Origin of the sequence: Candidatus Brocadia sapporoensis, assembly GCF_001753675.2 — a bacterium.
GTDB lineage: Bacteria > Planctomycetota > Brocadiia > Brocadiales > Brocadiaceae > Brocadia > Brocadia sapporoensis.
Genome location: NZ_MJUW02000021.1, coordinates 39,099 through 62,496, shown reverse-complemented (window position 1 = coordinate 62,496; position 23,398 = coordinate 39,099). Strand labels below are relative to the sequence as shown.

Here is a 23,398-nt window from a genome sequence, read left to right as displayed (position 1 = left end):
TGACCCTTTTAAAAGCTCTTCTCCCTTTATCTAAAGCCATCTTATACTAATTTGCTCTCTCTTTTACCCACACAACTACACGATGACCCTGATTTTTAAAGGTCATGCATCTCCATCCAGAAAGCCTCTTCGTATCGGAGAGACTTTTCCAGCATCAGAGATTGAAGAAAGGATTGTTCGGGGATTGCTGCTTCATCCAAATTTAAGTTTTACCGTGCGCTATCAACTTCTGGCTTTTTTGCTTATGCGGATCCTTGCTTTCATAATAAATGACAAGAAACCTGTGTACGACATGGAAAAAAATAAATAATATGCCGAAGCAGGGAGTTGAACCCTGACCCCGTTGCCGGGACTAGACCCTGAATCTAGCGCGTCTGCCAATTCCGCCACTTCGGCTCGTAACAGATTTTAAAAAAAATGGATATGCAAGTCAAAGGAATTTTAGAAATTGACCTTGCATTAATCTTGACAATTTGTTACGATTTTTGCTCATTTTTTGGTTATTTGGCAAGTATTTATTCATTACCGTAAAAATGGAAATTATTGCAAAGAACAGGAAGGCGTTTTTCCAATATGAAATTCTAGAAAAGCTCGAGGCAGGTATTGTCCTTACCGGTACAGAGGTTAAATCCATACGAAATAGAGATGTGAGTATCAACGAGAGTTTTGCCCATATCGATAATGGAGAGATTTTTATTCATGAAATGCATATTGGACAGTATAAACAGGGAAATAGGCAAAATCATGAGCCGAAGAGGGTAAGAAAGCTCCTTTTGCATAAAAGAGAAATAAATAAAGCAATTGGGAAGGTTAAACAAAAAGGATATACGATGATTCCTTTGTCTCTCTATTTCAAGGAAGGTCGTGTAAAGGTGGAACTTGCTCTTGTGAGAGGAAAGACGACTATCGATAAACGGGATGACATGAAGAAACGCACCATTGAGAGAGAAATCCAGAGGGCTATGAGGTAAGATTTGTAAGTCTTTCTGGAAATCTGCTGGCTAAAGTGAAAGGAAGAGTATGCCTTCTGCAAGAATATTGATCGTAGAAGACGAACGTCAAATAGTAGATACTTTGAGAGATTTATTTGAGCAGAACGGTTACGAAACGGAAGTAGCCCTTAATAAACAAGTGGCAGTAACTATTCTTCAAGAAAGAAAAATGGACCTTGCGATCATTAGCACCATGGTTCAGGAGATTCCGGGTGTTGAAATTTTACATGAAGTAAGAAAAATAATTCCAAACATACCAATCATTGTAATGAGCAATCAAAAATCAAAACGCCTTGAATTATCTTTTTTAAAAGCTGGGGCAAATATTTTTGTTGTAAAGCCTTTAGAATCAATATTTATCTTGCGAACCATTGAGAATTTACTGAAAGCGTGCCTTACGCCATCTGTGACAAAAAAAACAAGGGCGTACTCGAAAAATAAAAAATAATCACCTTCCTGTTGCTAAAATTTTTATGCGTTGTTGCAGATCCAAATTGAAAATATGTTTGAATACCTTTGCATTTCTCCTGGTTTTCTGTATGTTTTTTGCCGACCTTTTAGATGCAAAGATAACGGACGCTAATGATTTAAAGAATCGCCTTCTGCCTTTTTTTAAAAATCCATCCCTGAAAAATGTGTCGTATGGTGTTAGTATTGTGTCTGTGAACAAAAATTCTTCCCTATTCAATTATCGGAATGATGATTTGTTCAGTGTTGCTTCGAACATGAAATTGCTTACTACATCGGCCGCATTAGAATATCTTGGCCCTGATTTTGAATACAAAACGAGTGTTGATGCCCGCGGTATAATAACAGCCGCAGGAGAACTTCATGGGGACATCGTTATCAAGGGCAGTGGCGATCCGAATATTTCCGGGCGGTTTTATGACGGCAATATCTTTGCCATTCCTGAATCATGGGCTCAGGCTGTCAAAAGTAAAGGTATTCAGGTAATCACAGGGGATATTATAGCAGATGATAGTATTTTTGATCGCACATATACGAATCCAAATTGGCCGGAAAACCAATTATCGCAGTGGTATTGTGCCCCAAGTTGCGGGTTATCATTTAACGATAACTGTGTCGATATCACCCTTGTTCCTGGTAAAAAACCAGGGGATGTCGTGAAGCTTTTTGTTGAGCCGCGCACGTCGTATTACACCATCTGCAATACCTGTGTTTATACCCAGAACAAGAAAGATCATCTCTATTCTATCCAGAAAAAACCAGGGACGAACGAAATATTAATCAAGGGGAAGTTCTGGGTCAATTCAACTCCTGAAAAAACGTGGGTTAGTATTTACAATCCCGCCCTCTATCTTGCGACGGTCTTTAAAGAGATGCTGGAGAAAAATGGTATTGTAGTATACGGAACTGTCCGGTTAATTAATGAAGGCGATTTTGCTGACTCTGATGTAACAAATATTGTACAAACTGCCTCTACCATGGAACAAACCATTCTGGTAACGAATAAACAAAGTCAGAATTTTTACGCCGAACAAATCATAAAAACCTTAGGTGCGCAGATAAAAGGCAGCGGAACTCTAAAGGCCGGGATAGAGGTGGTACAGGATTTTATGAGTAAAATAGGGTTTCAACCCGGCGAATATTATATTGATGATGGGTGTGGCTTATCAAAAGAGAATCGGCTTTCACCTAAGATGATAACCACTCTTCTCGCGTATATGAGTAAGCATCCGTACGGAAGGGTGTTGTGGGATTCTCTACCCACCTCAGGAATAGATGGGGGATTGCGACGCCGGATGGGGATGCCAAAATACAAAAGTAAAATCCATGCAAAGACCGGATACATTGCGAGGACGTCTGCGCTTTCCGGATATGTTGATGCTGCAAATGGAGAGATCCTCGCATTTTCAATTCTCATGAATAATTTTAAAGATCTCAAAGTAGTTCAAAAGATACAGGATGATATTTGTCAGGCTCTGGTTGACTGTTATTAGTAAAAATCGTTATGAGTGAGCATATTAAAAAAGTATATTCTTTTTATTCCTGGATTTATGACGCCTTCTTTGGAAAAATATTTGAACATGGACGATATGTCGCTTTTCACATGATGAATCCAAAAGCCAATGAAACCGTGCTTGAAGTTGGCGTAGGAACAGGATTGTCGCTACCTCTCTATGCAAAAAATGTTGAGGTCGTTGGGATAGACATTAGCCAGGAAATGTTGGATAAGGCACAACGGAAAAAACAGTATTATAATTTATCCAATGTAAATCTCTACAACATGGATGCGTCATCCATGACTTTTGCAAGCAATACATTTGACAAAGTCATTGCCTCTCATGTTATCACCGTAGTGACTGATCCCTTGCGGACTTTAAACGAGATAAAGAGGGTATGTAAAAAGGATGGGGAAATTTTTATTGTAAATTATACTGGGTGTAACTATAAACTCATTGCCGCCTTCGAGAAATTTATTTCTCCTTTTAGAGATAAAGTTGGCTTAGGAAAGCATATTGATTTGAATGAACTACTGAGGTACGCCAACCTTCCGGTACTCAGTGAACAACGGGTCAACTTTTTGGAGATGTGCCGGCTTATAAAATGTAAAAATACTACAACGACTACACTTCCCAAGACAGCTAGCACTTTCTGCCAACACAGAGATAGTTAAATCCAAGTTTTTCCATTTCCTGCGGGTTATACATATTTCTTCCATCAATTATATTCGGAAGCCGTAAGAGACGTTTGACTTTTTTTAGATCAAGGTCCCTGAACTCATTCCATTCTGTTACAATAACCAATGCATCACATCCCGCAATGGTACTATAAGGATCGTTGCAGTATGTTACATCTTTTAAAATCTTCTTGGCAGTTTCCTGTGCCTCGGGGTCAAATGCCGTAATTTTCGCTCCCTCTTTCTGCAACTGGCGAATGATTGATATTGATGGTGCTTCACGCATATCATCTGTCTTTGGTTTAAAAGCCAATCCCCAGATAGCAATGCACTTCCCTTTTAAAACCGGTACCAGCTTTTTTATTTTGTGAATAAGAGAACGCTTCTGTTGTTCGTTTACCTCATCTACTGCAGTTAAAATTTTAGCGTCTACGTCATTTGCTTTCATGATTTGAACGAGGGCTTTAACGTCTTTTGGAAAACAGGAACCACCATAGCCAACACCTGCCTGGAGAAAGCGATGTCCAATTCTGGAATCTAAGCCGATTCCCTTAGCAATTTCTTTTATATCTCCGCCTACTTTTTCGCAGAGTTGTGCCATCTCATTCATGAATGAAATACGAGTGGCAAGCATTGCATTACTGGCATATTTTATTAATTCGGCGCTCCGAATGTCAGTAAACATAATGGGCTTATCCGTTCGGGAAATACCGCTATATATAGATGTCATGATATTCTTGGCTTTATCATTTTGCACACCAATAACAATTCTATCAGGATTGGTGAAATCCTTAATAGCCTCGCCTTCACGCATAAATTCAGGATTAGAAACAAGGTCATACTTAACAGGTTTGCTCTGGGTTGATTGTATTATCTTTCCGATTTTTTCTAAAGTGCCTATCGGTGCTGTACTCTTGTTCACGATAACTTTGTATCCATTTATATATCGTCCAATATCCTTAGCGACAGAAAAAATGGCGGAGGTATCTGCGCAATTATGGGCGTCAGGGGGTGTTCCCACGGCAATAAAAATGACCTTGGATTTTTGAATGCCTTCTTTTAAGTTAGTTGAAAAGACAATCCTTTTTTCTCTTGCATTTCTATTGAGCATATCTTTCAATCCAGGTTCATAAATAGGGATAATTCCATGCTGCAGGTTCTGTATTTTGGCCACATCTACATCGATGCAAATGACATCATTTCCCATATCTGCCAGACAGATACCAGCAACAAGACCTACGTAACCACAGCCGATGCAACAAATTTTCACATAACCCTCCGTACCAACAAAAGGACTTTCTTAAAAAAGAAAAAGCAGTAAAAAAAATAAATATTTATTAATTATTACTGCTTTTTAAAACTTCTAAGAAACACTTTAAGTTTATTGTAAAGGATTTTTTACCAACTTCGTTCGAAAAGCATTTGCAGTTTTTCCTATACGATATTCACCATCTACAGCTATAATTATTTCCTTAACCATGCTATTGGATGAAACATTTTCTGGTTCACCATCATTCAAAATGGCGTAGTACGATAAAGACCAATCTTTTATATCTCTATCCGGATCGACAAACAAAGATCCGATCTTTTTTGAAAGTTCGTTAACCTTTTCCGTAACAAAAATAAGACGAATGTTGTTAAAATTAATCAAACGTTCTTGAAACACCTTAGAGCATTGGAAAGCTGGTTTAAACTCGGGTATAAATTCCACAACTTTTCCTAAAGGGATAGGATTGTTGAGAAATTTTATCGTGCATTCCTTAACCCGGAAAGTTTTTTGCCCCTCAGACAGATCCTCGCCATAATAAAATCTATACTCAAGATCATTGCCATTTTTTTTAAGATAATAAAAATCGTGAATTGTAACGTCATATAAAAATGTTGCCCTTAGGCTGTTTTCATCTTCCGGTTTAACTATCATATACCGACGGAATGGTTCCTCTTCACAGTACAAATAGCTCGGCTTCCCAAACTTTTCATTAATCTCTGCCTTCGTTGACCAAAGGATACCATCTTCGAGACTTTCTCTTGCATGAAGGTTATTCACCTGCAAAAGACATGCGCCAAACAAACTAAAAAGAGCAAACGCTAAATTTCTTTTCATAAAACTTTCATCCCTTTCTAAAATTATTTATCCAATACTTTCCAGATTGAACAGAAACTATTTCAAGACAATAAAAAAACAAGACAGAAGTATATAACGATGTATAATATTTGTCAATTAAATAAATGCACGGCTGTTTTCAGGTTTTTTTGTGTGTTTTCGTATTCTTTGATTTCCTTTGATTTTATCAGCATTCTCAAGCCATACAGGGGAATTTATTTCTCGTTTCTTTTTATCTGTTTTGATATGTTTTTACGATTAGGTACGAAGTAATTAGGGTCTGAACGAAAACCAGCCAAAGGCAGATAATACAAGAGAAAGAAGGAAAAAGAACCAAATAAAAGCATGGAATATAGAAAGTAGGAGAGGTAAACTTATGGCGGAAAATGAGGATTTCGCTTTTAGCGAGACGGGAAAAAGGGCAAATATTCGATAGAAGATGAGAATGAGACCTGTACTGAGTTAATCGAAGTAAGGGTGATACAGGGTGAGCAGATACCGGCAGGTGAGAAGGTATATTCGTTATTTGAGCCGCATACGGAGTGGCTGTACAAAGGGAAGTCAAACAAACGGGTGCAATTGGGACATAATATTTTGGTGGCAAGCGATCCATGGGGATTTATCGTAGAGCATCAGGTTATTGAGAAAGAGGCGGAGGTGTTATTGTCGATTCCCCTGTCAGACAGGTTATTGAATCGATTTGGAGACGATGCGATAGAGAGCATAAGTTTTGACAAAGGTTTTTACAAACGGGAGAACAAGGAATTGCTCAGTTTGTATATACCGGAGGTAATCATGCCCAAGAAGGGCAAGAAGAACCAGGCGGAACAGACAGAGGAGTCGGGCAGGACGTTTAATAAGCTAAGACATAAGCACTCAGCGGTAGAATCGGACATCAATCGTTTGGAACACCACGGCCTGGATAGGTGTCTGGACAAGGGGTTGCATGCATTTAAAAGGTATTGTGCACGGGGAGTGGCGGCTGCGAATTTACGCAAGCTGGGGAACGTGCTTCAGGAGGGACGCAAAAGAAGCACGAGAAGCTGCTTAAAAATTACAAGAAACAGCATGACAAGGGAGATACTATCTCCAGACAAGTCTAAAATGAAGGGAAATGAGTAAGAAATACTTATTTCTGCCAAAAGTCTAATATCAAATTTTATGAAAAGATTTTAGTAAGCGTAAAATCATCCTGATGCCTTTCAAAAAAAGGGATGTTTCCGTTCTGACACGAAATACCTCTGCCCATTCAACGACGGTTGTTGTGATAAAGTATGGATAACCGGAATAGTTCCACCGGTTTCTTAGTCCCATAGTACCTCCTGTTGTTGTTCCTCGTGCAGCCAGGAACTACCTCCTGACTGCAACCGTGCCGCAACCGTATCGGGGGCAAGGTGGCAGGAGTTTTCCCACAACCCGTGCTGTCGGGAGTTTCCTCCTGACAGCAACTTAACCTGTGTGTGCTATTGTATAAAAGGCATATGGGGGAAAAAAATTGAATTCCCTTGAATGCTTTAAAATTACTTGTAAAATAAAAACAATTAAAAAGGCCTTGGAATGTATCACTTAATAATAAGATACACATTAAATATATTCAAAACTTTCGGAGGCATATTAAACCTATGCTTGACATCAATTTTATCAGGAACAACCCAGAGAAGGTAAAACAAGCGATCGCCCACAAGCAGGAAAATGCCGCCAGCGTAGACCAGCTCCTGGAGCTTGACGCGCAACGCAGATCTCTGATTCATACCTGTGAACAGTTGAAAAGCAGGCGGAACGAGAAATCGAAAGAGGTCAGTGAACTAAAAAAAAGGGGACACGATGCCTCCGGCATCATCGGGGAAACAAAAAAGATCGGCGATGAAATAAAATCTTTCGAGGAAAAGCTTAATGGACTGGAACCACAGATCCAAAACTTGCTCCTTCGCATCCCCAATATTCCTGCTGCGGACGTGCCTATTGGCAAAGACGCCAATGATAATGTCGTTGTTAAGACCTGGGGACAACGAAAGACCTTTGATTTTACCCCTTTGCCGCACTGGGAGTTGGGTCACATGCTAAATATCCTGGACCTGGAACGGTCATCCAAGATTACGGGTTCCGGTTTTATCCTTCTGAAAGGACCAGGCGCAAAACTTGAACGCGCCTTATTTTGTTTTATGCTGGACCTCCACACCCGGGAACACGGCTATACGGAATTGTTTCCCCCGTTTCTCGTTAACCGCACATCTATGACAGGCACAGGGCAGCTACCAAAGCTGGAGGAGGATATGTACCGCACTTCACCAGACGACCTCTTCCTCGTTCCTACGGCAGAGGTTCCGGTTACCAACATCCACCGGGATGAGATCCTCCCATACAAAGATCTTCCCGTTTATTACACCGCCTATACCCCCTGTTTCCGGCGCGAGGCGGGTTCTTACGGCAAAGATACGAGGGGCATTATCCGTGTTCATCAATTCAACAAGGTGGAATTAGTCAAGCTCGTAAGACCTGAAACTTCTTACGATGAGCTCGAATCGCTGCTCGGCAATGCGGAAAAGGTGCTTCAACTTCTGGGTCTCGAATACCGGGTGGTAAAACTCTCTACCGGAGATATGAGCTTTGCGGCTGCAAAATGCTATGATATTGAGGTCTGGGCGCCGGGGGCAGACAAGTTTCTTGAAGTTTCTTCCTGCAGCAATTTTGAAGACTTCCAGGCGCGACGCATGAACATTCGTTTTCGGGATGAAGACGGAAAATTGCGGTTTGTACACACTTTAAATGGTTCAGGATTGGCGTTACCTAGAACGGTTATTGCAATCCTTGAAACCTATCAGAATAAGGATGGTTCTATTACAATACCCGACGTTCTCCAGCCATATATGGGAGGAATCAGAATCATTGCCAGACAAGGATGAACCAGCACGTCTTAAAAAAACCGATTCTTGTAAAAAGTATCTCTATTGTCATTCAAATGTGTAGCGCTTCCCAAACATTTCAATGCTAAACCACTTCCCTTCCGAAGCAATAAGTAATCTGCCTTTACCGGTAATAAGCAAGAACAATATAAGAAGCGGAAAGAAGACAGGAAGTGCAATAATAAAGATGAACAGGGTTATAAAGACCGCAGGAATCAATGCAAAGAGTACTATTGCCAGTAAGGGGAAAACAAGCATGCAGACAATGACGAGGATGCTTAAAGGAAATATCAATACCGGCGGCAGGACGAATATCGACAATACACCCCAGAATCCCTTGACAAAAAAACCAGAGATCTTTCTGTCGCCTACGATTACTCCTCCGTGTATATATCTCTCAAATTCCACTCCTGACTCACGGTCTTTACCTTCCGGTGGTTGTTCAGGATCGGGCTCTTTATTCTTTGGCTGTTCTTTTGTCAGAGGTTCTTCTCCGGATGATTCCGGTGGAATACCCAGACGGATTTCTTCAGGAACGACTTCTTTCTGAAGACTTTCTTCAGATCCCTTTTTCTTCCATTTTCTTTTCCATATTGCCATGGTAAAATCGCTTTATCCTTTAGAATTACCGTTCCTCACATAAACTTGCAATGGCCTGGGCTGCAATAGCTTCACCACGACCAATAGCATCAACACCTTCCATCGTTGTCGCCTTAATGTTAACCCTGCTAACATCTATACAGAGCCACTCCGCAATATTTTTTTTCATCTCAATTTTTTTTTGTCCAAGCTTCGGCCTTTGGGCAAGGATCGTTACGTCCACATTGTTAATCAGACAGCGGCGTTCTTTCAAAAGGTCAACAACTCTCAAAAGAAATACCTTACTGGAGACACCTTTCCATCTCGGGTCAGTATCAGGGAAGTGCTCTCCAATATCACCAAGTGCAGCCGCTCCGAGTAACGCATCGCAAATGGCATGAAGCACGACATCAGCATCAGAATGACCAAGCAATCCCAGCGGGTACTGGAACTCAACCCCGCCTAACACCAACTTACGATTTTCAACAAGTCTATGAATATCGTATCCTATCCCGAATAGCATCTGATCTTTGTTGAATAACGGTTTTCCATTTTCATTAACTCAAACCACTTTTTCGCATGAGACTCTTCACATTTTCCAGCAAGGTGTTTACCTCAGACACCTGACGCACCGTCTCTTCACGTTCTGTCCATCGGAGATCGCGGTATGATGAAATATTGTTACTGATATCTTCTATCACGCGATCGATCGCCTTATTAACCTCAAATTTCATAAACTCTACAAACCGTTCACAGATTGCATCGGTACGTTTGGTAAATTCGTTACGGAACGACTTCCTTCTTTGAGGAAAAATAGCAAACCCAATACATGCCAGCGCCACGGCTATTCCAATGGGTACCGGAGGTGGTATAAGCCACGAGAGCACCATGGTAACCGCAACTCCAATACCAATGGCAAACACTTCCATCGTCAAAAAGCCAATAAACCCCGCCTGAACCGAACTGTTTAATTTCTCTGCTTCACGTTCAATATCCAGCTCTCTGAATTCCCGGGAACGCGCCTTTAAGGCAACTTCTATTTCATGCTTCCGGTCATCATAGTGCCGTTCCACAGGTCCATCAAGGATACTCCCTGCCCTGCGGTCGTACCCAACTTCCTTCTCGATATGATCGCGTGCCAAATCCCATAACGCACGGCTATTTCTCGAAACGTAGTCCATCATATCGTCGACAATCCGGTCCAGATCTGTTTGCGGATTTAACAGTCCGTATACTTCTTTTTTAAACCGTACGTCAATCTTTTCCCGTCCTACTTTGGAAAGAACTACGGACTTCATCGTAACGTAGGAGTCCAGGAAGTTGTCCAATTTCTCTTTTAAGCGCGAGAATACAAGTTTGATTTCATCCCGATATTTCAGGGTATACTCTTGCATATCCTGCTTTTTATTCTTCAGCCGCGTCTCAAACCGCTCGATACTTTTAATGTCGGTGTTGCACTTATTGACCTTCTCACTGAGATTTTGATGCAGATCATGAAACACATTGTGAAGGTATTTTAACGGACTCACCAGTTTAAAGTCGATCTTCGTATCGAGGTCAAGTTTATCAAAGATAAAGGCTTCGACCTCCTTGATCCTGCTTTTTTCCAGTCGAAGTATATCATTTTCTACCTTCGCCCAGTATGCCTCCTTTGCAGATACCAATAAAATCTTTGGTTCAAAACCGAGCAGCCGGTAACAATTCTTTTCCAGAAACGATACAATCTCATTAAGTTCTTCAGGAGTCTTTAGGTCGATCTTGTTCAGAACAAACAACACCTTTCGCCCCCATTTTCCCTTTAAAAATTGCAGAAATTGTCGCTCACTCTCGGTAAAGGGATGATCCGATGAAGTTATAAAGAGTACCAGTTCCGCCCTGTGAACAAAACTTTCTGTTAATGCAGCATGCTCAACAATAATTGAATTCGTCCCGGGGGTATCAACAAGGGTAATGTTTTTCAATGCTTCCATCGGATAGGTCGCCTGACACAAATGGTCGCTCACTTCCCTGATTTCCACCTTCTCACCATACGTCAACAGGGTGATTCGATTGGTCGTTGGCGTCGGGCCGTCCTGCAGGACGTGCTCACCACACATTGCATTGATAAAACTGGATTTCCCCGAGTTGTATTCACCGGCTACCAAAAGATAAAAAGGCTCTTCCAACTGGGTGCGCATTTCAACAATCTTTTTCTCCATCTCAGAGGCGCCAATTCGTTCAAAAAACTTCTTCGAGTTGTCAAGGAGGTTTACCACCTCAGGGAAAATATCTCTATGTTTTGCTTTTGCTGTTATCGTTAACATAAAAACAAACGAACCGAATATAAAATATTGATCATAGACGCGGGAATATTCTAATTAGGTAGATTTTAAAAGACAATAACCCAATAATTTTTTACCCATCCCTAACCCTTCCCGGGCAGGGAATTACAAAGACTCCTCTCACTCGGGGAATTAAGGAAATAAAGAATGGCACAGGGAAAAATCTTAAAATTCCTATACATTCAATATAAGTCACGATGTTAACAGTTTTTGTAATGCAAGTCAAACTTTTCTTTTAACCGCCAAAGGCAATAACTTCCATCTCCACGCCGGCGTCTCTCGGCAATCTTGCCGCCTGAACTGCGGATCTGGCCGGAGGTTTATGAGAAAAAAATTCCAGATAAACAGCATTCATTGCCGCATAGTCATTCAGATCTTTCATAAAAACAGTCGTCTTTACTACTTTGTCCAGTGATGAACCCGCAGCTTCCAGGATGTGTTTCACATTCTCCAATACCTGTCGTGTCTGAACCTTGATATCCCCTTGCACGATTTCGCCTGTTGCAGGGAGTAAGGGGATTTGTCCCGACAGAAACACCATATTTCCCATCCTGATTGCCTGAGAATATGGCCCAATTGCTGCAGGGGCATTATTCGTAGAAATGACCACCTTTTCCATTTCTGCCTCCTTTTGAAGAGATTTTTCAAAAAAAACGATTCAACCAGAAATAATTATTGTAGCCGTTCTGACAAACCGAGGTCAAGCATTTCCCGGAGTTCCTGCCGGTTTTCCCCGTCTCTGCCGGATGCCCAGCCCGCTCTTGCATTTTTTGTCTTTTAACAGTATCATCACCTTATCTTTAGAAACCATCGCAAAACGAAGTAAAAGTTTATATCAGTACACCCTCTGAAAGGCTTACTTTAACGACACTTTGTACGAATTGTAAAAACAACATGGCTATATTCTCTTTAAAAGACAAAGAAGGATGGAAGAACGGAAGCAAGATTCTCCTCCTGGCAGGTTTGCTGTGGTCTGTTTTTTCATTTCGTCTTTATGCGAATGATATAATTGTTACCGTAGACAGGTTTACAGATATCGAAAATAAAGCCCCCGTGCGTTTTTCAATCTGCAACGGTAATGAATGTCACAAAAAAAAAGACGAGGGTTATGCGGAAATAGAGGCGCACCTCATCGAACAAAAGGAATACATCAGGAAATACAAGATTCAAAATATCGCACCAGGAGAATACTCGCTTTCAGCCTATCACGATCTTAATAACAATGGCAAATTAGAACGCAGCGCCGTCCTGGGAATACCGAAGGAACCAATCGGCTTTTCAGCGCTTGACATAGCTAAAATGCAGCGATATCCAAAATGGGATGAAGTTAAATTTGAAGTAAGAAAACAGGAAACATCCGTTAATGTTCATCTGATACAAAGATTCGGATTGTAAAGGGGTGTCCCCATTTATCGAGGGCAAACGATACTTGGCTAGTCTGGCGTAAAGGAATTACAAACTGATATTTTTCAGTATTCCATTAACTCAGAATCCGCTGAATTTTTTTGTTCTATCATCGCAGGGTTTTGTATATAATGGGATTTTAAATTCTCTATCGTATAAAATCGGGCTGTCTGTAGCGGTGACCTTAAGCTTCCCTCTTTTGGTAGGTCAACCGTCCCCGCTTGTCATGATGGTATTAACCGGGGACGGTTGACCTACCTACAGGCATGGGAGGGGGTGTCAGTATTTTACACACCCGTGATTCACCCCTTCCTAAAGGGGAATCATGGGCATGTGCCCTCTTTGGAAAAGGGAAACTACCCGTCTGAAATTCCATGATATCACGTTATATCTTCGGCTACAGGGTGGCATGGACAAACTTGTTTGTCCATGTTGTTTGAATATACTCACGGATTTGGAATATATCACACGGACAAACAAAGTTTGTCCGTGCCACCCCGTTACCCGCTTAAATAAAATGGAAATTCCCATATAATTAAATTACTTTTACTGATAAGCAGAATAACAACAGAGCGAGGAATCGAATCCATGTATAAACTTGTAGTGGTGAGACACGGAGAAAGCATTTGGAACAGGGATAATTTATTTACCGGCTGGACCGACGTTGACCTTTCAGAAAAAGGCGTTGAAGAAGCCAAACAGGCCGGAAAAACTCTTAAGAAGGAGGGATATGCCTTTGATATTGCCTTTACCTCCGTGCTCAAACGGGCAATACGCACGCTGTGGATTATTCTGGATGAAATGGACCTTATGTGGGTACCGGTAACAAGGGACTGGCGGTTGAATGAGCGGCATTACGGCGCCCTGCAGGGACTTAACAAAGCAGAAACAACGGAAAAGTACGGAGAACAACAGGTTAAACTCTGGAGACGCAGCTATGATATTCGCCCCCCCGCACTGGAGTTGCACGATCCACGGAGCCCGGCTTTTGACCAACGTTATAAAGAACTGGCAAAAGAACATATCCCTTTCACGGAATGCCTGAAAGATACTGTAGCACGGTTTCTTCCCTGCTGGCATGAAGTGATTGCACCCACAATTCGTTCAGGAAAGAGAGTGATTATCTCTGCTCATGGCAACAGCCTCAGGGCATTGGTAAAATACCTGGACAATATTTCTGATAAAGATATTGTTGAACTCAACATCCCTACCGGCATTCCGCTGGTTTACGAGCTTGAGGACAATCTAACCCCCCTGCGCAGTTACTACCTCGGAGATCCGGAGACGGTAAAACGGGCTACTCAGGCCGTTGCCAATCAGTTGAAAAAAACAAAATGAAACGTTCTGTCGTAACAAGTATCAGTATCATATCGATCATCACAATGGTTTTCGGAGGTAACGTATTTCCCGAAGGAAGTCCGCAAGCCGGGATCCGGAAATTATCCAAAGACATCAACAACTGCAGTCTGAGCAAAGAAGAAAACGATGGTAGTTATCAGGAAAACTTCTCAATTGACTTTTCAGATTATTTTGAAGGTTCCGTCAAAAGATGGTTAGCGTCGAAGGGATTTTGTTTTAATGGCGGAATACGAGACAACAGAATAATTGAATTATCTGCAAATAAACAGGCACTATCGGTTAGGACGAAACAACCCGGCAGAGTATTTATTTTCAACAACTCCGTTGATCTTAAAGAATTTTCGAAGGTAAAGATTGAATGGGGAATTATTCAATACCCAAAAGATGCCTCCTATGAAAAAAATATTAATAACGAGGCATTGATGGTTTATATTTTTTTTGGCAATGTTAAACTGCCCAGTGGATGTTTTTTAGTACCGGACAGTCCGTATTTCATCGGTCTGTTTCTTAGCAAAGAGGACCAAATTAACAAGCCTTACACGGGGAGATATTTTAAAGAAGGCGGCCGTTTTGTTTGTTTAGGAAACCCTGAACCCAGAGATACGGTAATTTCAGAATTTGATTTGAACCGTGCGTTTCGATTATATTTCAATGATGCTGTCCCCCCAATATCAGGGATTAGTCTCGAAGTTGATACCTCTTCATCGAAAGACGAAGGAAAAGCCGAGGCATTTATTAAACGCATCGAATTCCTCGGTAGATAGTCCGGATATAAACCCCATTATTCCTTTATAAATCCATAAATCCCTATAAAGGAGAACGCAGGTATGGCAAAGATTATTTCATGTATTAACTATAAAGGTGGCGTTGGTAAGACAACCACCACCTATCATATCGGATGCGCCCTGACCCTGTTCCACAACAAAAAGGTATTGCTTGTTGATGTCGATCCTCAGGCCAACCTGACCTTTCTCTGTACTTTGCCCGACCGGTGGGAATTATTTAAAAGGGATAACGGAACAATTGCACAACTCTTTGAGTCGTATTTAAAAGATTCTTTTGATCCTTACCAAGTTGAAAATATTATATGGAAATCCCCTGTTGAATTACCCTCAAAGAGCAAGGGCGCAAAAGATGTCGTGAAGAATCTTGACCTGATTCCTTCTGACGTCGATCTGCTGGGCGTTGACCTTGAATTGGCATCAAAGACGTGGAGGAAGATAGAGTCGGGTTTTTATCAGGAGCAACTCCAAATCCTCCGGCGGACAATCAACGGGATAAAAGGGATATTTGGCATGGATACTTCCGGTGATATGCGGGACGCCCTTCTTTACTTAGAACAGCGCCATATTTTGAAAAATGCCCTCCACCGGATAAAGGACAACTATGATTACATCCTCATTGATTGCCCACCCAATCTCTATCTGGTAACTCAAAACGCACTTGCTGCCAGCGATACCTATATCATAACGACCATACCAGACCATATGTCAACCATAGGAATAAACATACTCATCAAAAAAATCAGGGAACTTCATGATAGGATAAATCTCAAATGCCGGTTGACGAATGCAGAAACAGATGACATAGCCCTGAAAGGAATAGTATTTACCATGGTGCGTACCGCTGGCCAGGGTATTGTCAGCACCCACAAGGACAAAATGAACGAACTCCGAAAAGACTATAGCGGCCTATGCTTTGAAAACGCTATTTCATGGGGGGCTGGCTATACCGAGGCCTCTGCGCTGGCGGTTCCCGTGTTTGCAATGAGCGATGAAAATGCAATGCGGGTAGCAGAACAATACAAAAAAGTTACAAAGGAATTTTTAGAGAAAGTCGATGGCAATTAACATGGCGAAAAGAGTAAAAAAACTCGAACTGATTGATACCGTCACAAAAATAAAAGAATGCCTGTCAATACTTCCTGGGGAGGAAGACCGGCAAAGAATGACAAACCTTATCACAGAGGTAATGCAAGAGCTGGAGGTATTACGGGAAGGCATTGGTCGTTTTCCCGATGCATCTGAAGCGCACCAGGTATCACATGCCATCCATACCCTGGTATCATTCTTTGATACCCTGAAAGACAAACCCCTCCTTGCCGAACTACTCCTTCCGAAAACTGCAAAGCCCCGAAAAATCCAGAGGAGTGCCGTTGACGTTCATGCTTTACAAAGCCAGTTAGAGGGGCTACCCACGGAGAAGATCATTGAAGAACTCACAAAACACAAAAAGGATGTCCTTGTTGAGTTATCAACCAGGATGAATATAACCGTAAATAAAAAACAGACAAAAGACGCCTTGGCGGACAGGATTTTCAAGCTGGGTTTTGCAAATAAGAGAGGCTACGACCTGTTAAGCGGCAAGCAGGCTGAACAATCACAGCGGCCATTGTGAAGAAAACACATCCTCAAACCGGGCAAGGGCAAGGTTGCAAAAAACCCGTCCATCGGAAGATGGCTCAGAAACTCATTCGTAAACTGGCAAATCCTTTTCTTGCGTAGTCATCTCATCCTCCGTTCAATATGACACCCCAGAAAGTCAAATCCTCGTTTTGGGGTGGTGTTTACTATTCTGGTGTTTGTTGAATGCAGTGCTAACGCCCTTGCTTCAAGCATTCCTTTCATATCTTCCTGCACTCTCAGGCGTACTGGCTTGTTCAAGCCCAGTCAGACCTCCCCTCACTCCAGCATCTTCAATAAAAATCTGTATGACATTACACCTGATTTTTTCCCGTCGTGACCCCTTCGCATCAAAAAAACACGGCACTGATAAAACCAATCAAGGCGCCAAAAACCCCGCCCCAAACGACCAACCAGCCTAAGTGTGCACGCATTATTTCCTCTACGATTTCCTTCACCCGTTGTGGGGTAAGTTCACTTACGGTAGTATTCACCATAGCAGCAATTTTTGACCTGAAAGTTTCAAAATCGGTTTCCTTTTGCAGAATAGAGGCGACGTCAATATTTCGCAAAATTTCAGCGGTCTTTCTCTCAAATTCCCTTTTAAAAGGCTCACGCAAGGGGGTGAGGGCTTTTTCTCCCCCAAACAAGATAAACATACCACCGAAAGACGAATTTTTAATCACCGCCACAAGACCACGAAACACATCATCAAAATTAATCTTGTCCAGAACCATCTCTGGCTGAATCGTATGGGGAAGCGCATTTTGGGTAACCTTCACAAAATTTTCTTTGGTAAAAAAATTTTCCATAATCAGAGAACGAATACTCTCCTTAAATTGATCAAACCTCAGGGTAACAATACCTGAACCATAAAGTCCTGGTATTTTTTCAAATAACATGTAAACGGCCAGCCAGTTAGTTAATGCGCCCGACAAGGCAAAAAGGCTGGACAGCATAATAGCGTTTCTGCCAAAAAATCCTGGCATTTCATAAGAAACACCAAATACCACAGCCGCAATGGCATTGGTCAGGAAACTTTTATTCATAAAAGCCCTGCCCCTAAGAAAATCTATCCATGCGGTTCCTTCACGAAACACCCCCGATGATAGTTTGTACGAAATTGATTCCGATTTTTCTTTTGTTATCATTTCAACAACCCCTGGCTCTGAAAAGTTTGCCTGTTATCGTAATTTATCTTTCCGGCATAATGCCATGAAGTCACCGGTATAAGCATCGCTCCGCGCAATATGCCGGTTTTTCCTATGAATGAATTATATCTTACGTTCTGCTTGACTGACAAGACCATTTTGTCATCAGACACGCCTTAGATTATGAATGAACCTCCGTTCATGCTACCCTGTCATCATGATTTAAAGAAGGTTATCATCAAAAAAGGTTGCAATTTTTTTAAATTTTGTTTTTAATATCTAATCGCGGGTAAAAGGCGATTTTCTGTCACCCATCATTCGCTCCCCGTAGAAACAAATAGTTCATAACCATTTAATACCATGATTAAGAAAAGAAAGGGATAGCATATGAGTTTGTTCCGGAAAAGTGCGAATGAGACAAAAACAAACGATGGGTCAAAAGATGTGTCTGAAATAAAAAGAGAAATCAGAAAGGAGAGTAAAATGGCTGAAGAAAAAGCAGCAACCCTGACGCAGGATGTTGAAATCAAAGGTACTATCAAGTTTAGCAATGCCATGAAAATCGATGGAAAGTTTGAAGGGGAAATGTTGACGGAAGAGGGAGAATTATTTATTGGTAAAACGGGCAGTGTTAAAGCAAACGTTAAGGTAAAAAATGCCGTTATTGAAGGTCGTATGGATGGAAATGTTACTGCAACAGAAAAAGTTGAGCTGAAGGAAAAGGCGCATCTTGTTGGCGATCTGAAGGCAAGAATCCTGGTAATTGAAGAAGGGGTTGTTTTTGTTGGAAATTGCAATGTAAACCCGGATGGATTTAAGACAGAAAATACCAATTTTAAGGAATGGAAAAAGGAAACAAAAAAGGGGCCGGAATAATTTTGCAGTGAGGAATGCGTAATTTATCCAAGATAGAATCAATTTATGAATTCTAAAGCAGGCGAACTGCCGGAAACCAGAGATATTGTTTGCCCCTATTGCCATCGGAATTTTCCGGTTTCAATTCGTTGCATTTCAATACCATGCCGTTACTGTAATCGCCATATCAATATCCAGGAAGTGCTTTTTCCCCCTAAAAAAAGGGAGAAACCTTCCCGTGGAGAACGGAGGATATTTTGTTATAAGTGTGGAAAGGAAATCTATACTCACGCAAAGGCTCAGGCAATACGGTGTAATCACTGCTATCATCAAAATGACATGAACGATTACAAGATAAAAGCCCTGCTGGGAAAAATAATCGAGACGCATGGCACCTTATACCTGAAAAAAAAAGGGATCATTGAAATCTCAAATATCCGGGTTGGAAATGCTATCGTAAAAGGGAAAATTCATGGGGATCTTTATGCAAATGGTACGGTTGAAATTTTAAAGCCTGGCGAAATTTACGGTAAAATTACCTGCCGCAAATTAATTATAAAAAAGGGTGGAACGTTCAGCGGAAAGGTACAGATGTTACCGGCAAATCAGGAATTTTCGTAAAAAATATTACTGCACGGGTTTTGCTTCGCTTGCGCCAGGCATGAAAAAACACCTGCCAATGAATCATTCCTGTCCGACATGCGTCATAAACTATCAAGTATGCAAAGACAGAAAAACGCCAAGTGGCAAACACATAATGATGAAATGATGTGTCTTGTATCTGCAAGTACCCGTTGAAACTATGAAATACATTCAACGTTATTTACATCATCCTTCTTCTCAGCCTCTTCACACAACGATCATGAATACGGTTATATACCAAAGAAGGGGATCTTTGCTCAAACCCTCCATTTGAGAAATCCACAGTCATATAAACCATTTGTAGTGGCTAACGGTGCTACTTTGCAGGAACGAAAAGAGGACCTGCCGCTTTTTACTGACCCTTATCTCCAGGGCTTTTTCCAGAATATGCTACAAAAGAAAATGCTTCCGGCGACAATAGCAACAATGACTCATTATACTCGGCCAGGTAACGTATATAAATTGGAAAACCCCATGAAGCGTCTCGCAATAATAACGGAAGACGAGAACATTTCCGTTGAGAATTTACCCGAAAACACTTGCGGGACATCCTCTTTTCCGAATACAACCTAACATACGAAAGGTACCCTCCCGGAGGTGGAGAAGAAATACGTCCTCAAGGCATAATACGAAAAACGATGGAACAAAACCCTACTGCAGTAACCCTTGGTACATCTCTGAAAACGTTGTACAATAAATTAAAGTTTACCCTATTGATCGGGAATGAATTTTTTCATCATTGAATATCCCAGAATATATTATCAACTTGAACCCTTGTAAACATCGTGCGACGATAAAAGACGAATAATGAATCCGGATATTTCCATTGTTATCCCTGTCTATAACGAGGTCGATAATATCGAACCTCTTGGTCATTCTATCATCAACGCTATGCAAGGCCAGAACTACGAAGTAATCTTTGTAGACGATGGAAGTACCGATGGCAGTAACCAAAAACTCGATGAATGGTGTGTCAGATATACAAACTTCCGCACCCTTCATTTTAAGATAAATGCGGGTCAGACAGCCGCCATGGATGCCGGTTTTAAACATGCCTCAGGAAAATATGTGATTTCCATGGATGCGGATATGCAGAACGATCCTGCAGACATCCCGAGACTGATTGAAAAACTCAGCAGGTATGATCTGGTATGCGGATGGAGACAAAAGAGGAATGACCCATGGCTCAAACGCATCTCATCGAAGGTAGCAAATTTTATTAGAAACAAACTTTCCCAGGAAAATATTAAAGATACGGGATGTTCTTTGAAGGCGTACCGGAGGGAATGTCTCCGTCAGATCAAATTATATAACGGTATGCATCGTTTTTTGCCAACCCTGTTCAAAATGGAAGGTTTCACGGTTACCGAAATTATTGTAAGCCATTATCCAAGGAAGTTTGGAAAATCGAAGTATGGTATATCGAATAGGGCATTCAGGGCATTTATCGATTTACTGGTTGTACGATGGATGAAGAAACGGAAACTTAATTACGAGATAGATACTGGCTAATCGTGCCAGGCATATCGATGTATGAACGACTTAGACTTTCCTGGATACTTTATATTTTGTCTGGGATTTTTTGCAGAATACCTTGTTTTGGAAAGGTGTGGCGAAAGTATTATTTCAGAGATATCTGGTATCTGAACATAGCAGGAATCACCATAGTTCCAACATATGCAATCTACCGGTATGCATTCCATGAATTTCCGGTACAACGCAAGCCCTCTGTTTTTTGTATGTTTTTTATTACGCCTGTGTTTTAAAGACACATATTTTGACTGCTGTGACAGGGCAGACTTTGTCGCGGGGCTCAAGGATTACAAACGGTCCCTCTTCAGCTATATTTCCCGGGCCATCCCGTTAATACATCTCGTAATACTTCATGGCATAGACGGCCAGATCATGTTAGACATTGATTTGATAAATCTTACTGCTCATACGGAAGCGGTCTATCTATTTGGCGCAAGATTCAGGTATGCGTCTGTAGTCAGAAAGATTTCTCAACGACAGGAAGAGGCACTCTGAAAGATTTGAAAGTCCAAAACGCCATCAAAAATCCTGGAACTCATTGAAAATAGTGACCATTTTTATTGGGGATAAGAAGGCCTTGTTTTGCAAAAGGTTTGCACCCTTTTCACAGATCAAAGAAAAGAGAGTACCCGATAATATTGGCATGAGAGCATTCATGATCCGTCATCAGGTCGCTCTGTACAGGGTTTGTCGCCGGGTCCCGGCAGCGGGGCTTTGATTCCTCCCCGCGATTCACCATCAATAAGCGCTTCTATGGTGGGGTAAGGATATATGGTTGGAGCATTATGTATCATCAGTCCGCCGGTATCAGCGGAAGGGCCGTAGGTACTGTAAATTTCACGCCCCAACATTCGCAACATCACGGTTAGCTGCCCCCGGTGATGTGCTGAATGTGTGATCCTCCTCGTCATGATCCATGCCTTCGACCGTTTTGCATCAAAGAATGGCATAACCTTTTCCCACCATGCCTTATCGGTCTTTTGTAAGGCTGCAAGCCGTTTTAATGAATCCTCCGCATAGCGTTTTATAAACTCCAAACGAGACTCCTGCTTTGGTAAAGGCGGAGCGCCAACGTCGATCTCCAGCATATTACGAAACCAGAGGTTTTCACTCATACACTGATGCACCATATGCTCCAGGGCATTTCTTCCGCGCCTGTCGTTGGGACGTGGGCGCACATGCATATCCTCATCCTGAAACATGCTCCAGGCGCTCAATGTCTTCATCCGCTCGGTCTCATAGGTATCGATTAGAAATTGATATTCCATGTGGAACGTCCTTGTGTAAATGTGTTGTTAAAACTTGCCAAAACGTGTTCTTACAAAAATGAAGAAAAAGAAGATTTTGCAAGGCAATACTATAAAATTACCATATTGTCCCGATGAATAACCTCGTCGTATAACTTATAACCCAGCACTTTGGCAATATGAACGGTACTACAGCCCTTAATCTTCTCAATTTCTGCTGAAGAATAGTTGGTCAAACCGCGTGCGATGATCACCCCGTTCCCTTTTCCGCTAATCGAGATAATATCACCTTTAGAGAAAATCCCTTCCACGGACACGATTCCTGAAGCAAGCAGGCTCTTCCCCTTGTCTCTTAGGGCATGCATGGCCCCATCGTCAATATAAATCTTCCCTTTTGGCTTTATGGTATAGCCTATCCATCGTTTACGGCTTGCCAGTTTCTCATGCTTAGGAAGGAAGAGTGTGCCAAGATGCTCACCCTGTACGATCTTTTTTAATACTCCATCCATCCTCCCGTTGGCAATAATAACCGCCTCCCCGGCATTTGTTACAACGGATGCCGCCTCCAGCTTTGTCTGCATTCCACCCACACCCCTTTTGGTCTTTAAATCAAAGGCCAATTGCCGTATCTCATCCGAAACATTTTCTACAACAGGGATAACTGCCGCCTTGCTTTTTCCTGTGGGATGTTTATCATATAAACCATCAACAGAAGAAAGAATAATCAGCAACTCCGCATTCAGGAGGTTCGTTACCAGTGCTGAAAGCGCGTCATTATCGCCGAATTTGATTTCGTCCACGGAGATTGTATCGTTTTCATTCACCACGGGAATAACCTTAAGTTGAAACAAGGTATGGATCGTATTGCAGGTATTCAGGTATCTCTGCCGGTCCTCAAAGTCTTCACGGGTAAGGAGTATCTGCGCTGCATGGTAGCCATGTAATTTAAAGCAATCATCATACATGCTGATTAATTTGCTTTGACCTACTGCTGCAACTGCCTGCAACTCAGGCAGCGTAACGGGCCTTTTCTCAATACCGAGTTCCCCCATGCCAGAACCAACAGCACCTGAGCTCACAACGACAACGTGATATCCCATCTGGTTCAATTCCACAGCCTGCCCTGCCAGGTTCTTTATCTGCTCTTTATCCAGATGCCCATCATCGGTCGTCAGAATACCGGTACCTATCTTAACAACGACCTTCTTTACCTTAGATAAAATCTGACTTCTTAAATCATCCTTTAGTTTCATAAGTATGCATCA

General features: G+C 41.7%; 26 protein-coding genes, 1 tRNA gene and 1 pseudogene. 16 read left to right on the top strand and 12 right to left on the bottom strand.

What is annotated here, in order from left to right; all coding sequences use genetic code 11:
* Positions 1 to 312: 312 nt before the first annotated feature.
* Positions 313 to 396: transfer RNA gene (locus BIY37_RS01745), tRNA-Leu, on the bottom strand.
* Between the two features lie 137 nt (positions 397 to 533).
* Between BIY37_RS01745 and smpB the strand changes: the two genes are divergently transcribed.
* The 4 genes from smpB to BIY37_RS01725 are packed head-to-tail and all read left to right on the top strand — an operon-like array spanning position 534 to position 3,630.
* Positions 534 to 971, top strand: a complete 438-nt coding sequence (gene smpB, locus BIY37_RS01740) for an SsrA-binding protein SmpB (protein ID WP_070066128.1) — start codon at positions 534 to 536, stop codon at positions 969 to 971.
* A gap of 49 nt (positions 972 to 1,020) precedes the next feature.
* A complete protein-coding gene (locus BIY37_RS01735) occupies positions 1,021 to 1,440 on the top strand; it encodes a response regulator (protein ID WP_070066122.1) in 420 nt (139 codons plus the stop codon).
* 46 nt (positions 1,441 to 1,486) lie between these two features.
* The gene (gene dacB / locus BIY37_RS01730; RefSeq protein WP_179129220.1) at positions 1,487 to 2,953 is read left to right on the top strand and encodes a D-alanyl-D-alanine carboxypeptidase/D-alanyl-D-alanine endopeptidase; all 1,467 of its coding nucleotides are present in this window, start codon (positions 1,487 to 1,489) and stop codon (positions 2,951 to 2,953) included.
* An 11-nt stretch (positions 2,954 to 2,964) separates the two neighbouring features.
* Positions 2,965 to 3,630, top strand: coding sequence for a class I SAM-dependent methyltransferase (locus tag BIY37_RS01725; protein WP_070066120.1), 666 nt, complete (start codon positions 2,965 to 2,967; stop codon positions 3,628 to 3,630).
* Here the strand turns inward: BIY37_RS01725 and BIY37_RS01720 are convergent.
* Positions 3,599 to 4,903 carry a UDP-glucose dehydrogenase family protein gene (locus BIY37_RS01720; protein ID WP_070066119.1) on the bottom strand — a complete coding sequence of 435 codons (1,305 nt, stop codon included), beginning with the start codon at positions 4,901 to 4,903 and terminating at the stop codon, positions 3,599 to 3,601. The genes BIY37_RS01725 and BIY37_RS01720 overlap by 32 nt on opposite strands.
* 111 nt (positions 4,904 to 5,014) lie before the next feature.
* Positions 5,015 to 5,737 (bottom strand): hypothetical protein, encoded by a 723-nt coding sequence (locus BIY37_RS01715; RefSeq protein WP_070066118.1) that lies wholly within the window; start codon positions 5,735 to 5,737, stop codon positions 5,015 to 5,017.
* 459 nt (positions 5,738 to 6,196) lie between these two features.
* Between BIY37_RS01715 and BIY37_RS01710 the strand changes: the two are divergent.
* Positions 6,197 to 6,757, top strand: a pseudogene (locus tag BIY37_RS01710) (ISNCY-like element ISCku10 family transposase); the annotation flags it as partial.
* A gap of 132 nt (positions 6,758 to 6,889) precedes the next feature.
* Here the strand turns inward: BIY37_RS01710 and BIY37_RS13330 are convergent.
* Positions 6,890 to 7,051, bottom strand: coding sequence for a hypothetical protein (locus BIY37_RS13330; RefSeq protein WP_179129219.1), 162 nt, complete (start codon positions 7,049 to 7,051; stop codon positions 6,890 to 6,892).
* 308 nt (positions 7,052 to 7,359) lie between these two features.
* Here BIY37_RS13330 and serS point away from each other — a divergent pair, with 308 nt between their 5' ends.
* Entirely contained in the window at positions 7,360 to 8,640 is a 1,281-nt protein-coding gene (gene serS, locus BIY37_RS01705) for a serine--tRNA ligase (protein WP_070066116.1), read from the top strand.
* Positions 8,641 to 8,688: 48 nt separating this feature from the next.
* Here serS and BIY37_RS01700 read toward each other — a convergent pair whose 3' ends face one another.
* The 4 genes from BIY37_RS01700 to BIY37_RS01685 all read right to left on the bottom strand — a co-directional run bounded on the left by BIY37_RS01700 (position 8,689) and on the right by BIY37_RS01685 (position 12,159).
* Positions 8,689 to 9,240 carry a hypothetical protein gene (locus tag BIY37_RS01700; protein WP_070066115.1) on the bottom strand — a complete coding sequence of 184 codons (552 nt, stop codon included), beginning with the start codon at positions 9,238 to 9,240 and terminating at the stop codon, positions 8,689 to 8,691.
* A gap of 25 nt (positions 9,241 to 9,265) precedes the next feature.
* Positions 9,266 to 9,742, bottom strand: a complete 477-nt coding sequence (gene ispF / locus BIY37_RS01695; protein WP_070066114.1) for a 2-C-methyl-D-erythritol 2,4-cyclodiphosphate synthase — start codon at positions 9,740 to 9,742, stop codon at positions 9,266 to 9,268.
* A gap of 34 nt (positions 9,743 to 9,776) precedes the next feature.
* Positions 9,777 to 11,522 carry a dynamin family protein gene (locus BIY37_RS01690; RefSeq protein ID WP_070066113.1) on the bottom strand — a complete coding sequence of 582 codons (1,746 nt, stop codon included), beginning with the start codon at positions 11,520 to 11,522 and terminating at the stop codon, positions 9,777 to 9,779.
* A gap of 253 nt (positions 11,523 to 11,775) precedes the next feature.
* The gene (locus BIY37_RS01685; protein ID WP_070066112.1) at positions 11,776 to 12,159 is read right to left on the bottom strand and encodes a RidA family protein; all 384 of its coding nucleotides are present in this window, start codon (positions 12,157 to 12,159) and stop codon (positions 11,776 to 11,778) included.
* Positions 12,160 to 12,434: 275 nt separating this feature from the next.
* Between BIY37_RS01685 and BIY37_RS01680 the strand changes: the two genes are divergently transcribed.
* From BIY37_RS01680 to BIY37_RS01660, 5 genes are all read left to right on the top strand, one after another.
* Positions 12,435 to 12,935, top strand: a complete 501-nt coding sequence (locus tag BIY37_RS01680) for a DUF2141 domain-containing protein (protein ID WP_070066111.1) — start codon at positions 12,435 to 12,437, stop codon at positions 12,933 to 12,935.
* Positions 12,936 to 13,532: 597 nt separating this feature from the next.
* Positions 13,533 to 14,282 (top strand): 2,3-diphosphoglycerate-dependent phosphoglycerate mutase, encoded by a 750-nt coding sequence (gpmA, locus tag BIY37_RS01675; protein WP_070066110.1) that lies wholly within the window; start codon positions 13,533 to 13,535, stop codon positions 14,280 to 14,282.
* Positions 14,279 to 15,067 carry a hypothetical protein gene (locus BIY37_RS01670; RefSeq protein WP_070066109.1) on the top strand — a complete coding sequence of 263 codons (789 nt, stop codon included), beginning with the start codon at positions 14,279 to 14,281 and terminating at the stop codon, positions 15,065 to 15,067. Before gpmA ends, BIY37_RS01670 begins: the two co-directional genes overlap by 4 nt.
* A 63-nt stretch (positions 15,068 to 15,130) precedes the next feature.
* Positions 15,131 to 16,153, top strand: a complete 1,023-nt coding sequence (locus tag BIY37_RS01665; protein ID WP_070066108.1) for a ParA family protein — start codon at positions 15,131 to 15,133, stop codon at positions 16,151 to 16,153.
* Positions 16,143 to 16,700, top strand: coding sequence for a hypothetical protein (locus BIY37_RS01660; protein ID WP_070066107.1), 558 nt, complete (start codon positions 16,143 to 16,145; stop codon positions 16,698 to 16,700). Before BIY37_RS01665 ends, BIY37_RS01660 begins: the two co-directional genes overlap by 11 nt.
* Before the next feature lie 107 nt (positions 16,701 to 16,807).
* Here BIY37_RS01660 and BIY37_RS13325 read toward each other — a convergent pair whose 3' ends face one another.
* Together BIY37_RS13325 and BIY37_RS01655 are read right to left on the bottom strand one after the other, a co-directional pair.
* The gene (locus tag BIY37_RS13325) at positions 16,808 to 16,966 is read right to left on the bottom strand and encodes a hypothetical protein (RefSeq protein ID WP_179129217.1); all 159 of its coding nucleotides are present in this window, start codon (positions 16,964 to 16,966) and stop codon (positions 16,808 to 16,810) included.
* Between the two features lie 89 nt (positions 16,967 to 17,055).
* Positions 17,056 to 17,754 (bottom strand): DUF445 domain-containing protein, encoded by a 699-nt coding sequence (locus BIY37_RS01655; RefSeq protein ID WP_070066127.1) that lies wholly within the window; start codon positions 17,752 to 17,754, stop codon positions 17,056 to 17,058.
* A gap of 489 nt (positions 17,755 to 18,243) precedes the next feature.
* On the opposite strand from BIY37_RS01655, the gene BIY37_RS01650 reads away from it, so the two are divergent.
* The 5 genes from BIY37_RS01650 (at position 18,244) to BIY37_RS01630 (ending at position 21,381) form a co-directional block, all read left to right on the top strand.
* Entirely contained in the window at positions 18,244 to 18,732 is a 489-nt protein-coding gene (locus BIY37_RS01650; RefSeq protein ID WP_070066106.1) for a bactofilin family protein, read from the top strand.
* Between the two features lie 45 nt (positions 18,733 to 18,777).
* The gene (locus BIY37_RS01645; RefSeq protein WP_070066105.1) at positions 18,778 to 19,332 is read left to right on the top strand and encodes a bactofilin family protein; all 555 of its coding nucleotides are present in this window, start codon (positions 18,778 to 18,780) and stop codon (positions 19,330 to 19,332) included.
* A gap of 324 nt (positions 19,333 to 19,656) precedes the next feature.
* Complete coding sequence (locus tag BIY37_RS14455; RefSeq protein WP_478210138.1) at positions 19,657 to 19,926, top strand: AAA-type ATPase lid domain-containing protein; 270 nt, start codon at positions 19,657 to 19,659, stop codon at positions 19,924 to 19,926.
* A gap of 234 nt (positions 19,927 to 20,160) precedes the next feature.
* Positions 20,161 to 20,865 (top strand): glycosyltransferase family 2 protein, encoded by a 705-nt coding sequence (locus BIY37_RS01635; RefSeq protein ID WP_070066103.1) that lies wholly within the window; start codon positions 20,161 to 20,163, stop codon positions 20,863 to 20,865.
* Between the two features lie 165 nt (positions 20,866 to 21,030).
* Positions 21,031 to 21,381 (top strand): hypothetical protein, encoded by a 351-nt coding sequence (locus BIY37_RS01630; RefSeq protein ID WP_070066102.1) that lies wholly within the window; start codon positions 21,031 to 21,033, stop codon positions 21,379 to 21,381.
* A 158-nt stretch (positions 21,382 to 21,539) separates the two neighbouring features.
* On the opposite strand, the gene BIY37_RS01625 is transcribed toward BIY37_RS01630, so the two are convergent.
* The gene (locus tag BIY37_RS01625; RefSeq protein ID WP_070066101.1) at positions 21,540 to 22,154 is read right to left on the bottom strand and encodes a DinB family protein; all 615 of its coding nucleotides are present in this window, start codon (positions 22,152 to 22,154) and stop codon (positions 21,540 to 21,542) included.
* Positions 22,155 to 22,243: 89 nt separating this feature from the next.
* Positions 22,244 to 23,386: a glutamate 5-kinase gene (gene proB / locus BIY37_RS01620; RefSeq protein ID WP_070066100.1), complete on the bottom strand. Its 1,143-nt coding sequence runs from the start codon at positions 23,384 to 23,386 to the stop codon at positions 22,244 to 22,246.
* Positions 23,387 to 23,398 lie beyond the last annotated feature (12 nt).

Coding starts and splice junctions, on each gene's coding strand:
- BIY37_RS01670 (WP_070066109.1), top strand. CDS start 14,279: ATGAAACGTTCTGTCGTAACAAGTATCAGTATCATATCGATCATCACA.
- BIY37_RS01685 (WP_070066112.1), bottom strand. CDS start 12,159: ATGGAAAAGGTGGTCATTTCTACGAATAATGCCCCTGCAGCAATTGGG.
- ispF (WP_070066114.1), bottom strand. CDS start 9,742: ATGCTATTCGGGATAGGATACGATATTCATAGACTTGTTGAAAATCGT.
- serS (WP_070066116.1), top strand. CDS start 7,360: ATGCTTGACATCAATTTTATCAGGAACAACCCAGAGAAGGTAAAACAA.
- BIY37_RS01700 (WP_070066115.1), bottom strand. CDS start 9,240: ATGGCAATATGGAAAAGAAAATGGAAGAAAAAGGGATCTGAAGAAAGT.
- BIY37_RS01625 (WP_070066101.1), bottom strand. CDS start 22,154: ATGGAATATCAATTTCTAATCGATACCTATGAGACCGAGCGGATGAAG.
- BIY37_RS01735 (WP_070066122.1), top strand. CDS start 1,021: ATGCCTTCTGCAAGAATATTGATCGTAGAAGACGAACGTCAAATAGTA.
- proB (WP_070066100.1), bottom strand. CDS start 23,386: ATGAAACTAAAGGATGATTTAAGAAGTCAGATTTTATCTAAGGTAAAG.
- BIY37_RS01680 (WP_070066111.1), top strand. CDS start 12,435: ATGGCTATATTCTCTTTAAAAGACAAAGAAGGATGGAAGAACGGAAGC.
- BIY37_RS01660 (WP_070066107.1), top strand. CDS start 16,143: ATGGCAATTAACATGGCGAAAAGAGTAAAAAAACTCGAACTGATTGAT.
- BIY37_RS13330 (WP_179129219.1), bottom strand. CDS start 7,051: ATGGGACTAAGAAACCGGTGGAACTATTCCGGTTATCCATACTTTATC.
- BIY37_RS01635 (WP_070066103.1), top strand. CDS start 20,161: ATGAATCCGGATATTTCCATTGTTATCCCTGTCTATAACGAGGTCGAT.
- BIY37_RS01645 (WP_070066105.1), top strand. CDS start 18,778: ATGAATTCTAAAGCAGGCGAACTGCCGGAAACCAGAGATATTGTTTGC.
- BIY37_RS01630 (WP_070066102.1), top strand. CDS start 21,031: ATGCAATCTACCGGTATGCATTCCATGAATTTCCGGTACAACGCAAGC.
- smpB (WP_070066128.1), top strand. CDS start 534: ATGGAAATTATTGCAAAGAACAGGAAGGCGTTTTTCCAATATGAAATT.
- BIY37_RS01655 (WP_070066127.1), bottom strand. CDS start 17,754: ATGAATAAAAGTTTCCTGACCAATGCCATTGCGGCTGTGGTATTTGGT.
- gpmA (WP_070066110.1), top strand. CDS start 13,533: ATGTATAAACTTGTAGTGGTGAGACACGGAGAAAGCATTTGGAACAGG.
- BIY37_RS01665 (WP_070066108.1), top strand. CDS start 15,131: ATGGCAAAGATTATTTCATGTATTAACTATAAAGGTGGCGTTGGTAAG.
- BIY37_RS01650 (WP_070066106.1), top strand. CDS start 18,244: ATGAGTTTGTTCCGGAAAAGTGCGAATGAGACAAAAACAAACGATGGG.
- BIY37_RS01715 (WP_070066118.1), bottom strand. CDS start 5,737: ATGAAAAGAAATTTAGCGTTTGCTCTTTTTAGTTTGTTTGGCGCATGT.
- BIY37_RS01725 (WP_070066120.1), top strand. CDS start 2,965: ATGAGTGAGCATATTAAAAAAGTATATTCTTTTTATTCCTGGATTTAT.
- BIY37_RS01690 (WP_070066113.1), bottom strand. CDS start 11,522: ATGTTAACGATAACAGCAAAAGCAAAACATAGAGATATTTTCCCTGAG.